Source organism: Streptacidiphilus sp. EB103A (assembly GCF_041261405.1).
Taxonomy (GTDB): Bacteria; Actinomycetota; Actinomycetes; order Streptomycetales; family Streptomycetaceae; genus Streptacidiphilus.
Window position 1 is genome coordinate 343,382 of the sequence record NZ_JBGCAQ010000005.1, and the last position, 14,200, is coordinate 357,581.

A 14,200-nucleotide genomic window follows, 5' to 3' on the forward strand; every position below is an offset into this window, starting at 1 on the left:
CTGCTTCCCCTCGTCGGACGATCGCGGTCGGACGCTCACAGCTGTGCCCCTCCGGCGACCGGGATCACGGCGCCGACCAGGGACGGGCGGCGCAGCAGCAGAGCCGCGACGACCTCGGCGACGTCCCGCGGCCGGGTGAGCCGGCGCAGCGGGATCTCCAGCAGGTACTTCTGCCGGGCCGCGCCCTCCAGGACGCTTCGGGTCAGGTCGGTCTCCACGAAGCCGGGTTCGACCACGTTGGCCAGCACATTGAACCTGGCGCCCTCCAGGGCGAGGTTGGCGGCGTAACGGGTGAGGGCCGCCTTGGAGACGCCGTACATCGTGTTCCCGACCCGGGCGTTGCGCCGGGCCTGGGACGAGACGAAGACCACGTCGCCCCGGCGTCCGCGCATCAGGTGCGGAAGGACGGCGTGGGTGAAGGTCACCGCGCTGCCGACGTTGGAGTCGAGCAGATCCTCCAGATCGGTCCAGGTCACCTTGGAGACCAGCCGGTCCACGGTCAGGCCCTGGTTGTTGACCAGCGCCTGCAGCCGGCCGCGGCCGGCGACGTCGGTGACGAACCGGGCGACCTGGTCGGGGTCGCGTCCGTCCACCCGGGAGGCGCGGGCCCTTCCGCCCATCGCCGCGACCAGCTTCTCGGCCGGATCACTCGACGTCAGATAGGTGAACTCGACGTCGAATCCGGATCCCACCAGCTGCTCGACAACGGCGCGGCCGATGCCGCGGGCGCCGCCGGTGACGATGGCGACCGGGCGTGTCCCGGGAGCATCGGATGCCGGGGGACCGGCAGCGGTCGGCTCAGCCATGTCGGACCACCTCTCCACGAGCCGCGACGGTGTCCCCGGCGGGTCCGAGCAGCAGGACGAGGCACCGCACGGTGTCCCCGTGGGCCGGGTCCGGAGCCGCGGTCACCCGGATCCGGGCGGGCGGCACCAGCGGAGCCTGGAACCGGACCCCGCGCAGCGAGGCGGGTCGTGGTCCCGGCTCCGCCCCGGGCACGGCCGCCGCCACGGTGGCCATCAGGTGGGCGGTGAGCGATCCGGGCAGCATCGGCCGGCCGGGGAAGTGCTCGGCGAAGATCGGCCAGCCGGGGTCGAGCTCCAGCTCGGCCGAGCAGCCGCCGGTCCCGTCGGGCACCGGGTCCAGCGTCAGTGGAGCGCCGAGCACACAGGGTGCCGCCGTCTCCGTGTACGGGCTGCTCATACCGCCCTCCTCGGGCTTCGGACGCTTCCGGCGCGCACCTCGCGGGCCAGGAAGCCCGCGTAGGACGGCGCGTCGACACGTGGTGCGGCGGCAGCGGGCAGATGGGATTCCAGCACGGTGCGGTCGAAGCGGAACGCGCAGTCCATGAAGGCGAGGTTGTCGCCGTTGACCGTGGCGTGGGCCCGGTCCAGCGCGGTGACGGGAGCGCCGATCCGCAGGACCTCCTGGCCCAGTTCGGCGTTGACGGCCTCGACCGCCCGAATATTGCTGAGCTGCTGGTCGCCGAGGTGGTAGTGGGTGTGGACGGCGGCGCCGGCGGCCGCTCGCCGGGCGAGTTCCGCGCAGGCCCCGGCCAGTTCCTCGACGTGGGCCAGCGGCGGGGTGCCGTCCGGGTCGATGTCGAGCGAGAGCGGCCGTCCGGTGCGCAGCGCACGGGTGGCCATCTCGGCGAGGGTGAAGTAGCCGGCCTTGTTGCGGCGCCCGGTCGCCCGGTTCCTCGGCCCGAGGACGGAGCCGATCCGCAGGCAGCTGACCGGGTGCCCGAGCTGCTCCCCCCGGGCCTTCAGCAGGTGTTCGGCGAAGAGCTTGGAGGCGACATAGGGGTTCACCGCGTCGATCTCCCAGAGTGGTTCCTCTCTGACGACCCGTCGCAGTCCGCGCTGTCCGGGGCCGGTGACGCCGACCGTCGACACCTGGAAGAATCGTTCCTTCGGACGGCAGAGCTCCAGCAGCCGCAGCGGCGCCGCCGTGTTGGCGTCCACCGTCTCGCGCAGCCGTCGGCTGTCGTAGGAGAGCTCGGCCGCGACGTTCCAGACCTGGGCCACCGTGCCGGCGCCGTGCGCGGCGAGACTCGCTTCGGTGATCGCGTCGGCGCGCAGCGCGTCCAGCCGCTCCAGGCGGAGCTCCCCGGGATCGGTGGCCGGCCGGGCCGAGGCGACGGCGGCCCGCAGACCGGGCAGGTCCGGTTCGCCCCGGGTCAGCGCGAGCACCCGGTCGAAGTGCGGCAGCAGGGCCGCGGTGAGTTCGGAGCCGACCAGCCCGCCGGCGCCGGTGATCACGGCGGTGCGGGTCATCGGGCACCGCCGCTCAGCACCAGGCAGGAGTTGGCCCCGCCGAATCCATAGGTGACGCTGACGCCCAACGGGCGTTCGTCCAGCGATACCTGACGGTCGATCACCACCGGGATGCCGTCCCAGCGCGGATGGGTGCCGCGCAGCCCGGCGGTCGGCGGGACGGTCCGGTCGCGCAGGGCGAGCAGGGTCGCCAGCGCCTCGACCGTGCCGGTGGCGCCGAGGGTGTGGCCCAGGGCGCCCTTGGTGGCCGAGACCGGGACGTCGCCCGCGGGGAAGGCGGCCCGGTACACGGCCGCCTCCATCTCGTCGTTGACGGGAGTTCCGGAGCCGTGGCCGTTGAGGTATCCGACCTGGCCGACGCTGCCCCCGGCCATCGCCAGCGCCTCGCCGATCATGCGCGAGGCATTGCGACCCGACATGTCGGGCGAGGTCAGCGAGTCCACGTCGGTGCTCGCCGCCCACCCCCTGACCCAGCCGAGCGGCCGACCGGCACCGGCCACCAGCCCTTCGCCGGCCAGCACGAGGCAACAGGCGGCCTCGGCGAGGGTGGTGCCGTCGGACTCCGCGTCATAGGGGCGGCAGCGGTCCGGGGACATGGTCTTCAGTCCGGCGTGGCCGGAGAACTTGTTGGGCTCCAGCGAGTCCAGGCCCACGGCCAGCACCACGTCGGCGATTCCGGTCGCGATCAGTTCCGCCCCGTAGGCCACGGCGTCCGTGCCCGAGGAACAGGCCGAACTCAGCGGGACGACCGGACCGGTGAGGCCCAGTTCCCGGGCGATGTCCTCCCAGAAGTGGTCGAGCTCCACATCGGGGCCGCCCTGTTCGAAGATGTCCCCGAGGCTCACGCCCAGCACGACCCAGGCGTCGCGCAGTTGGTCCCGGGTCAGGCCCTGCTGTTCGGCCCGCGCCAGGGCGGGCCGGAGCGCCTGCACCGCGAGCCGGACGAGGCGCTCCCCGCCGCGCAGGCCGGGGAGCCCGTCGACGACGCCGCCGATGGCGCTGCGGATCCCCTCGACCGGGAAGAGCCCGACCGGGCCCAGGCCGCTGCGGCCTGCGAGCAGTCCCTCCCAGGTCGCCTCGACGGACCCGCCCAGGCAGGTCACCGCGCCCGCGGCCGCCACGGCGACCTGGGGCCGGGTCAGGGGCCCGGTCGCGGCGTTCACGCCGCGCTCCCGACCGTCGGCTGTTCGGCGAGCTCGTGCTCGGCGGCGGTCTTCTCGGCCTGGTCCGCGGCCAGCCGGGCGGCCAGCGCCGCCGGCACCCGCACCAGGCCGTACGGTTCGGTGCGGACGAACACCAGGTTCAGTTCGGCCCGGGCCAGCAGTTCGCCGTTGGCCTCGGCCCTGAAGTACAGCCGCAGGGAGCGGCCGAGGTTCTCCACCCGGCGGATGGAGACCGACACGACGTCGTCGCGTCGGGCGGAGTTGCTGTAGGAGGCGCGAACCCTGGCGACCCGGACCTCCACACCGTCCCCGAAGAATCCGGCGGGCTCGCTGTAGCGGGCAAGGAACTCCTTGAGCGCCGCGCCGTACCAGCGGACGTAGTTGGAGAAGTGGACCACGTCGAACTCGTCCACCTCGGCGTCGAGGACCGAGTGTTCCAGATTGACGATCATTCGTTGCTCCCCCTGCTGAAGTGGTGTCAGCCGGCCTGCGGCGCGGAGCCGGAGAGCTTGCTGCGGACCAGGTGCACGATGCGCTCGACGGTGGCGAAGTTCTCGGGCAGGAACTCGCCGTCCGAGACGGTGATCGCGTACTCGTCCTCCAGATGGGCCATGAGCTCGGCGAAGCCGAGCGAGTCGACGCCGATCTCGGTGCCGAGGAGGGAGTCGTCCGCGATGGCGGCGGGATCGATGTCGATGAAGAGCGCGTCCACGATGAAGGTCTTCAGGTGGGCGCTGATGGCTTCGCTGGTGGTGTCGTTCGCGGCGACTGTCATGTCGATCGGTTTCCTTCGGCTGTCGGAGAGGGGTGCGGGGAAGGGTCGGGACGCGGATCCGTCGGCGTGGGAGGGCCGGCGGATCCGTTCCCGTGCACAGGGCTCGCCCCGTGCGGTTCAGTCGAGGACGGCGAGCCCGGCCTGAGCGATCTTCACGTCGTCGGACCAGTGGCCTCCGCTGACGCCGATGCCGCCGACCAGCTGGCCGTCCACCGTGATGGGGAGGCCGCCGCCGAAGACGATCAGCCGGCGGATGCCGGTCGGGGCGCCGGCGGCCAGGGGCGCGTCGCCCTTGATGAACTCGTGCCAGGCGTCGGTGGCCAGGCCGAAGCCCGCGGCCGTGTAGGCCTTGTCCTGGGCGATGTCGATGGTGAGCAGGGCCGCTCCGTCCATCCGGGCGAAGGCGTTGAGGTGCCCGGACTCGTCGGCCACGGCCACGGAGGAGGGGATGCCCAGTTCCTCCGCGGCCTTGAGGGCGGCGGCCAGGATCTTCTGGGCGAGGGAGTTGGTGATGGCGGCGCGCTGGCGGATGTCGGCCATGATGGTGTGCCTTTCGGTGGAGATGTGGTGTCGACAGCGGGGGAGATGGTCGGTGTGTGGGGCGGATCAGCGGGCCGTGGCGGCCGGAGCAGGCGCGGCCTCCGCCGGTTCCGCCGCCGCGTCGTTGCCGCGCGGCAGCGCCGCCAGGACCAGACCGGCCACCGGCAGGTAGCCCAGGGCGAGCCCGGCGAGCAGATGGGAGAAGGGGATCCGGTCCAGGGCCAGTCCGGCCAGCAGGATCAGAACGGTGTTGAAGGCCGCGAACCTGGCCTCGTTGGCACGCAGCGCCGCCGCCCGCTCGGTGGCCGGGCGATCGGCCAGGATGTCGTTCACCGCGCCCACCACCATCGGCCGTACCCCGCCGACGCCGAGGCCGAGGGCCACGGTGGCGACGGCCGCGCCGGCGACGTTCTCCTGCCAGAGCAGGATCAGCAGCCCGGCACCGGTCAGCACGATGGCGGCGAGAGCCGTCCCCCTGGCGCCGATCCGCTCGGTCAGGAGCTTGGCGTAGCGGGCGCTGAAGTAGCCGCTGAGCGTGTACGAGCCGAGGATCAGCCCGAAGACCGGAAGCGCGGCGTGCAGCCGGACGTACAGCAGGTAGGGCAGGAAGCCGATGAAGAGAGCGAGGACGAAGCCGCGGACGATCGTGTAGAAGGCGGCCCAGCGGCGGAGCGCTCCGGCGTGCGGACCGGTTCCGGCCCGGCCGGCGGCGGCCGGGGCGGCCGGGGCCGCGCCGGTGGGCCGCGGTGCCGCCGAGGCGGTGCCGCGGTCCAGGCCGCGGCCCGCGCTCACGGCCATGGCGGCGGCCAGCGCCGACATGAGCGCGGAGAGCACGAACGGGCCGTTGTGGCTCACCTGGTAGAGGACGGCTCCGGCGACCCCGGCGACCAGGGCCGCGATGAAGGTGAGCGAACCGCTGCGGCTCTCCCAGGCGCGTGCGTCCTCGCCGTCGCGGCGGCAGATCTCGGCGAGCAGCGCCGAGTCGGTGCCGCTGGCCAGAGAGAAGCCGAGTGCCGCGACCACCTGGGCGACCACGGCCACCGGTATGCCGCCCGGAGCGGCGAGCAGCAGCAGCCCGACGGCCTTGAGCACCTCCCCGAGGGAGACCGCGGCGGTGAGACTGAGCCGTGCGGCGATGGGCCGGACCACGGGCCCGGCCAGTGCCAGGGTGGCCCCGTAGACCGCGAGGACGGCCTCGACACCGGGCAGGGACAGCCCCCGGTCGTAGAAGAAGACGAAGAGGATCGTCAGGTGGAAGTAGCTCCGGGACAGGATTCGGTACGCGGTGAATCTCCGTACGGCGCTGGACATCGGGTCCTCCGTTCCGAGTTGGTGGCGGATGGCTCAGACGGCCCCGACCGTGGGCATCCACGCCGGACGACCTGCCTCGTAGGCGCTGACCGCGGCCTCGTGCCGAAGCGTGGCGTCCACCTCGTCGAGCCCTTCGAGCAGCCGCATCCGGTGGTAGGGGTCGAGTTCGAAGCCGACCCGCAGGTCGCCCGCCCGTACCTCCAGCGACTCCAGGTCGATCGTGACGGCCTCGGCGGGGAACTCCTCGGCCCGGCGCCAGAGCGCCTCCACGGTGCCCTGGTCGAGCTGGATCGTCAGCAGACCGTTCTTCAGCGAGTTGCCACGGAAGATGTCCGCGAACCGGGAGGAGATCACCGCGCGGAAGCCGCTGTCGAGCAGTGCCCACACCGCGTGCTCGCGGGAGGAGCCGGTGCCGAACTCGGGGCCGGCCACCAGCACGCTCGCGCCGGCGTACTCGGGACGGTTGAGTTCAAACTCCGAGTCTTCACGCCAGGCGGCGAACAGCCCGTCGGCGTAGCCGGTCCGGGTGAGCCGTTTGAGGAAGCGGACCGGGATCAACTGGTCGGTGTCGACGTTGCTGCGTCGCATCGGCAGGACGCGGCCGGTGTGGATACGGAAGGCTTGCATGGTCAGACCTCGTCGGTGACGGAGCGGGCGGCAGGGGGTGCGGGCAGGTCGGCGGGGGAGCTGAGCGCCCCGGCCACCGCGGTGGCCGCGGCGACGGCGGGCGAGACCAGGTGGGTGCGGGACCCCGCTCCCTGACGGCCCTCGAAGTTGCGGTTGGAGGTGGAGGCCGCGCGCTGGCCCGGCTGGAGGAAGTCGGGGTTCATCGCCATGCACATCGAGCAGCCGGCATTGCGCCACTCGGCGCCGGCGTCCCGGAAGACGTGGTGCAGCCCTTCGCTCTCCGCTGCCTCGCGGACCCGGTCGGACCCGGGGACCACCAGCATGCGCAGGCCCGGGGCGACCGAGCGGCCGCGCAGTACCGCCGCCGCGGCGCGCAGGTCCTCCAGCCGGCCGTTGGTGCAGGAGCCGAGGAAGACGGCGTCGACCGGAATGCCGGTCAGCTCCTGACCGGGCTTCAGGCCCATGTACTCCAGCGCGCGTTCGCAGGCGGCACGCTGGTCCGGGTCGGCGACGTCCTCCGGGGCGGGGACGGCGGCGGACAGCGGCAGCACCTGGCTCGGGTTGGTGCCCCAGCTGACGTAGGGGGTGAGTTCGGTCAGATCGATGTCGACCGCCTTGTCGAACACCGCGTCCTCGTCGGTGCGCAGCGTGCGCCAGTGCGCGACGGCCTGGTCCCAGAGCGCGCCGCCCGGGGCGTAGCGGCGACCGTGCAGGTAGGCGAAGGTGGTCTCGTCCGGCGCGATCATCCCGGCCCGCGCGCCGGCCTCGATCGACATGTTGCAGATCGTCATCCGGGCCTCCATGGTCATCCCCGCGAGCACCTCGCCGCGGTATTCGATGACGTGCCCCTGGCCGCCCCCGGTGCCGATGCGGCCGATCACCGCGAGGATGATGTCCTTCGCGGTGACGCCGGGCCGCGGGGTGCCGACCAGGTTGACGGCCATGGTGCGGAACGGGCGCAGCCGCAGGGTCTGGGTGGCGAGCACGTGCTCGACCTCGCTGGTGCCGATGCCGAACGCCAGCGCGCCGAAGGCCCCGTGCGTCGAGGTGTGCGAGTCGCCGCAGACCACGGTCATTCCGGGCTGGGTGAGACCGGTCTCCGGGCCGATGACGTGAACAATTCCCTGGCCGGGGTCGCCGAGTTCATGAATTCGTACACCGAATTTCTTGCAGTTCTCCCGAATGGCCTCGACCTGAGCCCGTGAAAAAGGATCCTCGATGGGCTTGAGGATATTCAGGGTCGGGGTGTTGTGGTCCTCGGTGGCGAGGGTGAGTCCGGGGCGGCGGACCTGCCGCCCGCGAAGCCCGAGTCCGTCGAACGCCTGAGGGCTCGTCACCTCGTGGAGAAGGTGCATGTCGATGTAGAGGATGTCCGGCTCTCCGGGCTGCCGGCTCACCAGGTGTGCGTCCCACACCTTCTCGGCAAGGGTCTGACCAGTCACTTCACAGTTCCTGTCTCGTATTGCGGGCACCGCGATTTCGCCTGACAGTCAAAGAAAACCGCATACGCGGTCTGTTGTCAACCAGCTTACATTTCATCGCATAGCAGACAAAAAGGACTCTTCATAACTTTCGCACCGCCCGCCGACGGATTCAAGAAAAGGCTTGCCAATGGCCGCTCACGCCATTTACGGTCATTTTCGATCGGACATACTGCGGAGACTTGCCGTGATCTTCACCCGGCCGCTCCGGAAGCAGTTGTCATTCGAGTTCCGTGCCGGTCGACGACGACCGGACTTCTCCCGGGTGCCCTGTCGGCGCATTCCGTTCTTTCGCTCTTCTCGCGCAACCCATCGTCCGCATGCTTGTCTGGAGACGATCAATGACGCACCTGAGCACACCCCTGCCCACCGACGACGGCCGGCTGCTCGCCGCCCTCCACCGCAAGGCCGCCAAGCGGCTGCTTCCGCTGCTCGGCCTGCTCTACCTGATCAGCTATCTGGACCGCAGCAACATCGCCTTCGCCGGGCCCAACGGCATGAACCACGACCTCGGCCTGACCTCCACCGCCTTCGGCCTGGCCTCGGGGATCTTCTTCCTCGGCTACTCGCTGCTGGGAGTGCCGAGCAACCTGGCCCTGCACAGATTCGGCGCCGGCTCCTGGCTGGCGCGGATCCTGGTGGTCTGGGGCGTGGTCGCCACGCTCACCGCCTTCGTCCAGAACGCGACCGAGCTGGAGGTCGCCCGGTTCCTGCTCGGCACCGCCGAGGCGGGGTGCCTGCCCGGCATCGTGCTCTACCTGACGCTGTGGTTCCCCGACGACGTGCGCACCCGGCTGACGGCGTGGTTCTTCCTGGCCCTGCCCCTGTCCACGGCCCTGGGGGCGCCCCTGTCCGGGATGCTGATCCAGTGGAGCGACAGCCTGTTCGGGGTGGCCGGCTGGCGGGCGATGTTCCTGCTCGAAGGAGCGCCCGCGCTGCTCCTGGCCGTCGCGGTCTGGAGACTCCTGCCCAACGGACCGCGCGACGCGCGCTGGCTGACCGGGGAGGAGCGGACCCTGCTCACGGCCCGGCTGGACCAGGACGCCGCCGCGTCGTCCAGAGCAGCGGCACCGGCGGACCGCAGCGCCTCCAGGGAGTGGCTGGCACCCCGGGTGTGGGGGCTGGCGCTGGCCTACTTCGGCATCATCTACGGTCAGTACGCCCTCGGCTTCTTCCTGCCCACCATCATCAAGGGCTTCGAGACGCAGTCCGGCGGCCACTTCTCTATCATCCAGCGGGGGCTGATCAACGCGGTTCCGTACGTGCTGGCGGCGGCCGCCATGGTGGGCTGGGCGAAGCGGGCCCAGCGGGCGCCGTCGCGCGCCCCGTACGTCGCCGTACCCGCGCTGGTCGCCGGCGCGGTCATCCCGTGCGCGCTCTACCTCGGCGGTCCGCTGCCCACCATGGCCGCCATCTCGGTGTGCGCGGTGGCCGTGCTGTCCGCGATCCCGGTGTTCTGGGCGCTGCCGACCGAGATGCTCAGCCGGCGGGCGGCGGCGGGCGGGATAGCGCTGGTCAACACGGTGGGCAGCCTCAGCGGATTCGCCGCACCGTACGTCACCGGCTGGCTGAAGGAATACAGCGGCTCGACCAGGCCCGGCCTGTGGCTGGCCGGTGCCATGATGATCCTCTCCGCAGGGCTGGTCGCGATGCTGAGTCGCAGCCGACCCGGGCGGGTGGAGGACTCCGCGGTCGCGGTGACCGCACCGGTGGCACCGGTACGCATCGCCGCACCGGAGACGCCGCAGCAGGCCTCCACCCGCTGACCGCCCGTCCACCAGCCAGGGGGCTGTCCGTCCGGCGCCGGACGGACAGCCTGGCCGGCACCCACTCGGAAAGGTTCACCATGCGCCTCGTTCTGCTCGGCCCGCCGGGTGCCGGCAAGGGCACCCAGTCCGTGCTCCTGGCCGCGTCCCTGGACGTTCCGCACATCTCCACCGGGGACCTGTTCCGGGGTCATGTGGAACGGGGGACGGCCCTGGGCGAACAGGTGCGCGCCATCATGACCACCGGCGGGCTGGTGCCCACGGCGCTGACCGTGGCCGTGGTCGAAGAACGGCTCTCCCACGGCGACGCCGCCGACGGTTTCCTGCTGGACGGCTTCCCCCGCAGCACCGTGCAGGCCGAGGCCCTGGACCGGATTCTCGCCTCCCGCGCACAGGAGTTGAGCGCAGCGGTGCTCCTCGACCTCCCCGACGACGAGGTGGTCCGGCGGATCGCCGGTCGGCGGGTGTGCGGCCGCGACCCGTCCCACACCTTCCACCAGGACACGGCACCCCCGCTGCGGGCGGGGGAGTGCGACTACTGCGGCGGCGCGCTCCATCGGCGGACCGACGACGAACCGGCGACCGTGCTGCGCCGTCAGGAGCTGTACCGGAGCGAGACCGCCCCGTTGGTGGACTACTACCTGAGGGCGGGCCTGCTGCGCCGGGTGGACGCGCTGGGCCCGGTCGCCGAGGTCGGGAACCGGGTGCAGCGGGCGCTGGCGGCGAGCCGGCGCTGACTCAGCCCGATCGGGCTCCCACGCCGAGCGCCGCCCGGTACCAGCCGGAATGCTCCCCGAGCCGGTGCGCGAATCCCGGCCCCGGCTCGACTCCGGTGCAGCGCCACAAGGCGTCGCCGTCGTACCAACGGTCGACGGTCAGCAGGGCGGGCCGTCGGTCCGCGGGATCCGCGCCCGCCGCGACCAGACGACGCGTCAACCGGTCGCGGTCCAGCTCCGTTCCGGGAAGCGGAAGTTCGAGCAGTCCGCAGACCGCTCCGATCAGCTCCCGTACGCTCACGGGCTCCGGATGGACGGCGTGCAGCACGCGTCCGGACAGGAGCGGGCGCCCGTCGTCGAGCGCCAGCGCCAGCAGGGCCCTGGCGAGGTCCTCGACCGCGACGAGCGACAGCCTGGCCCGTCCTCCGCCGGGCCAGGCGGGCACCTTGCGGACCAGGTCGGCGATGCCCGGCAGCACCCAGCGGTCCCCCGGCCCGTGAATCAGATGCGGCCTGACCACGGTTCCGCCGTGCGCGAGCACCACGCGCTCCGCAGCGAGCCTGCTGCGGCTCGTCGCGGACACCGGGGCCGGCGTCAACTCGCCCTCCCGGCAGCCGCGGTGAGGGCCGTCGCCGTACACGGCGGCGGTGCTCAGCATGACCACCCGGCGGACCCCCGCCCGGTGCGCCTCGGCGAGCAGGGCCTCGGTTCCCAGCAGGTTGGTGCGCCGGCACTGCTCCGGGTCGCCTCCTATCCGGGAGGCCAGATGCAGCACCGTGTCGATCCCGTCGCAGCAACCCCGCAGCGTGGTCGGGTCGTCGAGGTCGGCCGTGCGCCACTCACCGACCCCGGCCGGGCGGCCCGCCGGAACGCGGCGGGCCAGAAACCTGTGCCCGGACGATCCGGCGACGGCGGCAGCGCCGGCAGTCGCGCGGTCCTGCCGGGCGAGGAGTTCCCGGACCACCGCGCTGCCGACGAACCCGGTGGCCCCCGTCACGAGCAGGGGACGGGACGTCCGGTCAGGCACCGGTCCCGGTCACGACGGTGACCTGGCCGCGGACCGCCACCTCCCCGCCCTGGGCGACGGTCACCCGCACCTGCGCGAGGTCGCCGGCCTGCTCCAGGACCTGTGCACGCACCACGCAGGGGGCGTCCAGCTCGACGTAGCTCAGGTAGTCGATCCGGAAGGCGGCCGGAAGGGCCTCGGGCCGGCCGAGCAGCGCGGCGCTCGCCTGGCGCGCCGCCTCGGCGAGCAGCATGCCGGGGGCGTGGTCGACCGGGTGGTCGAACAGCACGGGGTGCGACCGATCGGCCCGCAGCAGCCAGGCGGCCGGCCCGGTGGCCGGGGAGAGGACCACGTCCATATGACGGTCGCGGCCGACCGCGGCCGGCGCGACGGGTGTCGGCAGGGCCGGGGCTGGCGTTTCGGCCGGTGGGTCTGCGGCTTCGGGAGGACAACCCCCGATCGAGCGCATCCGGCTGTACGCGGCGGGGGAGACGCAGTCGAAGCGCGCTCCGCCGGTACCCAGCCAGCGCCCGTCCCGGTGGACCGTCATCTCCAGGCGGGCGCCCGACACGGTCCGGGCCCGGTGTCGCAGATCGCGGACCTCGACGGCGAGTACCAGGTCGGCCGGCCGGTCCGCGACCAGCAGCCCGTTCAGGTCGATGTCGTAGGCCAGCTCGTGCATGAGGAACTGGTGGTCCAGGGGAATACCGAGCTCCTGGTGGCAGACGACCAGGCCGGCCTGGCGGATGGCCTCGGCCACCAGCAGCGGATCGTGCCAGCGGGCCGCGACCGGACCGTAGAAACTGTGTGCGCGCGGGAGTTGGGCCCCCACCGTGAAGCTGTCGGATGCGACCGCCCGGCAGGCGGTGACGAGAACTTCGGATATCGCCGAGCGGTGCACCAGCTTGCGCGGTACCGTGCGGGCGAAGAAGTCCTCGACCATCGTGCCCCCCGGCCCACTGGGCTCGGACGCTGTGCGGTCGGCTGATCGGCCTGCTGTCCGGTGGTCCGCGACAGCGGACGGTAAGGCGATTTCCTTGAGCGACATGGATGGTCCCCCTCTGGCTGAAGCACGGCTTCCGTGGCCATAAAAAAAACCTACCATCCGGTTTTTATTTGGGTCAAGGATTTGCTGGGGCTACAGTCGGGGCAATCGTTCCCAGCGCTGACAGGGAGGTACCCGACGGTGCAGGAGCGGGCGGAGCGTACGAGGGGTGCGATCATCGCCGGCGCCGCGTCGACGTTCGGCGAGCGCGGTTACGTCGGCGCGGGGGTGGCCGAGATCGTACGCAGGTCCGGTACGGCCCGGGGCGCGCTGTACTTCCACTTCGCGGCCAAGGAGGAACTCGCCGAAGTGGTGGTCGACGCCTGCGAGGCGCAGCTGGTGAGCGGATTCGTCCGGGCCGCGGCCGAGACGAGCGCGCACGGCCTCGCCCGCGAGCTGGCGGCGCTGTCGGACGGTGACCTGATCGTGCAGGCCGGGCTGCGGCTGATCGTCGAGGGCTGCCCGAATCCTCCGGCCCCGCGGTACCGGCTCCTGATCGACGCGCTCGCAGGGCAGTTGGCCGCCCGGGGGGAGCGCGGCCGCCCACCGTCGCCCGCTGCCGGGGCGGAGGCCGACGCCCTCGCCTTCGCCCTGATGGGCGCGTTGCTCGGAGCTCAGGCGATGGCTCGGACCTTCGGCCGACCGGACCGTGCACGGGCGAAGGCGGAGCGCTCCTGCGAACTGCTCATCGCCGGGGCGCAGGCACGGGCGCGGGCACACGCGCGGGGAGCGCAGGCGCCGGAAGCCGGGGGACCGCCGGCGGCGCCGTCCGGCTGATCGGCGAGGGCCGGGATCCGTTTCCCAGATGCAGGCCGCCGTACGGATCGAGGCCGCGGGCCGCCGTCTCGCCCACCAGTCCGGGGAGGATGAGCCGCCAGGTCGCCGCCATCTCGGAGACGCCGCGGCAGCGTCCCTGTCGCCCGGCGAGCAGCTCCGCGCCCGCGGTCGCCGCGGCGATCGTCGCGTCGACCTCCGGGAGGCCGAGCCCGGGGAGCAGGTTCCCCCTCCGGGCCGCCAGGGCGGTGAGCACGCGCATCTCGTACAGCCAGTCCGTGCAGAAGTCGGGCCCCGACTCCGGGGCCGGTGGCAGTTCATGGTGCATCCGGACGGCGATCCGCACCTTCACGTCTCTGGCGAGCCACTCCAGCACCAGCTGCGACAGATTGATCAGTTGCTGCACCGGTGCCGGGCGACGGGTGTCGAGACTCTGGACGAGAAGGCGCAGGGCCGGCTGCCCGGCCGCGCGGACGGCATCGCTGAGCTGCACCTTGGTCGGGAAGTGGAAGTGCAGTGCCCCGGTGGAGACCCCGGCCGCCGTGGCGATCTCGTCGAGTGAGGCGCCCCGGTAGCCACGCCGGGCGAACACCTCGGCGGCCTTTTCCACCAGGAACATCCGCGTACGCAAGGCCCGCTCCTGCATCCTCCACCACCCCTTGTGCTTGGTTTCGTCGGCTCGACGCTCGACAGTATACAAACCATCTGAGCGGTTTGTTC

The 14,200-nt window shown here is 72.2% G+C and carries 16 protein-coding genes; 3 read left to right on the plus strand and 13 right to left on the minus strand.

Annotated features, from left to right (window positions below; all coding sequences use genetic code 11):
* Positions 1-35: 35 nt before the first annotated feature.
* From ABH941_RS10770 to leuC, 10 genes are all read right to left on the minus strand, one after another.
* Positions 36-806 (minus strand): SDR family NAD(P)-dependent oxidoreductase, encoded by a 771-nt coding sequence (locus tag ABH941_RS10770; protein ID WP_370128573.1) that lies wholly within the window; start codon positions 804-806, stop codon positions 36-38.
* Complete coding sequence (locus tag ABH941_RS10775; protein WP_370128575.1) at positions 799-1,203, minus strand: hypothetical protein; 405 nt, start codon at positions 1,201-1,203, stop codon at positions 799-801. The genes ABH941_RS10770 and ABH941_RS10775 overlap by 8 nt, the downstream gene beginning before the upstream one ends.
* Positions 1,200-2,276: an NAD-dependent epimerase/dehydratase family protein gene (locus ABH941_RS10780; protein ID WP_370128577.1), complete on the minus strand. Its 1,077-nt coding sequence runs from the start codon at positions 2,274-2,276 to the stop codon at positions 1,200-1,202. Before ABH941_RS10780 ends, ABH941_RS10775 begins: the two co-directional genes overlap by 4 nt.
* Complete coding sequence (locus ABH941_RS10785) at positions 2,273-3,439, minus strand: beta-ketoacyl synthase N-terminal-like domain-containing protein (protein ID WP_370128579.1); 1,167 nt, start codon at positions 3,437-3,439, stop codon at positions 2,273-2,275. Before ABH941_RS10785 ends, ABH941_RS10780 begins: the two co-directional genes overlap by 4 nt.
* On the minus strand, positions 3,436-3,891 hold the full coding sequence (locus tag ABH941_RS10790) for an acyl-CoA thioesterase (protein ID WP_370128581.1): 456 nt from the start codon (positions 3,889-3,891) through the stop codon (positions 3,436-3,438). The genes ABH941_RS10785 and ABH941_RS10790 overlap by 4 nt, the downstream gene beginning before the upstream one ends.
* Before the next feature lie 26 nt (positions 3,892-3,917).
* Positions 3,918-4,214: an acyl carrier protein gene (locus tag ABH941_RS10795; RefSeq protein WP_370128583.1), complete on the minus strand. Its 297-nt coding sequence runs from the start codon at positions 4,212-4,214 to the stop codon at positions 3,918-3,920.
* Between the two features lie 117 nt (positions 4,215-4,331).
* Entirely contained in the window at positions 4,332-4,754 is a 423-nt protein-coding gene (locus tag ABH941_RS10800; protein ID WP_370128585.1) for a heme-binding protein, read from the minus strand.
* Between the two features lie 66 nt (positions 4,755-4,820).
* Positions 4,821-6,065, minus strand: a complete 1,245-nt coding sequence (locus ABH941_RS10805) for a hypothetical protein (protein ID WP_370128587.1) — start codon at positions 6,063-6,065, stop codon at positions 4,821-4,823.
* A gap of 33 nt (positions 6,066-6,098) precedes the next feature.
* Positions 6,099-6,692, minus strand: coding sequence for a 3-isopropylmalate dehydratase small subunit (leuD, locus tag ABH941_RS10810; RefSeq protein WP_370128589.1), 594 nt, complete (start codon positions 6,690-6,692; stop codon positions 6,099-6,101).
* Between the two features lie 2 nt (positions 6,693-6,694).
* A complete protein-coding gene (gene leuC, locus ABH941_RS10815) occupies positions 6,695-8,134 on the minus strand; it encodes a 3-isopropylmalate dehydratase large subunit (RefSeq protein WP_370128591.1) in 1,440 nt (479 codons plus the stop codon).
* A 380-nt stretch (positions 8,135-8,514) separates the two neighbouring features.
* On the opposite strand from leuC, the gene ABH941_RS10820 reads away from it, so the two are divergent.
* Positions 8,515-9,939 carry an MFS transporter gene (locus ABH941_RS10820; protein ID WP_370128593.1) on the plus strand — a complete coding sequence of 475 codons (1,425 nt, stop codon included), beginning with the start codon at positions 8,515-8,517 and terminating at the stop codon, positions 9,937-9,939.
* Between the two features lie 80 nt (positions 9,940-10,019).
* On the plus strand, positions 10,020-10,676 hold the full coding sequence (locus tag ABH941_RS10825) for an adenylate kinase (RefSeq protein WP_370128595.1): 657 nt from the start codon (positions 10,020-10,022) through the stop codon (positions 10,674-10,676).
* A gap of 1 nt (position 10,677) precedes the next feature.
* On the opposite strand, the gene ABH941_RS10830 is transcribed toward ABH941_RS10825, so the two are convergent.
* Entirely contained in the window at positions 10,678-11,652 is a 975-nt protein-coding gene (locus tag ABH941_RS10830) for an NAD-dependent epimerase/dehydratase family protein (RefSeq protein WP_370128597.1), read from the minus strand.
* A 22-nt stretch (positions 11,653-11,674) separates the two neighbouring features.
* Positions 11,675-12,604, minus strand: a complete 930-nt coding sequence (locus ABH941_RS10835) for a ScbA/BarX family gamma-butyrolactone biosynthesis protein (protein ID WP_370128599.1) — start codon at positions 12,602-12,604, stop codon at positions 11,675-11,677.
* Positions 12,605-12,847: 243 nt separating this feature from the next.
* Between ABH941_RS10835 and ABH941_RS10840 the strand changes: the two genes are divergently transcribed.
* Entirely contained in the window at positions 12,848-13,483 is a 636-nt protein-coding gene (locus ABH941_RS10840; protein WP_370128601.1) for a TetR family transcriptional regulator, read from the plus strand.
* Here ABH941_RS10840 and ABH941_RS10845 read toward each other — a convergent pair.
* A complete protein-coding gene (locus ABH941_RS10845) occupies positions 13,392-14,111 on the minus strand; it encodes a TetR family transcriptional regulator (protein WP_370128603.1) in 720 nt (239 codons plus the stop codon). The two genes, ABH941_RS10840 and ABH941_RS10845, sit on opposite strands and share 92 nt — an antisense overlap.
* Positions 14,112-14,200: the final 89 nt, after the last annotated feature.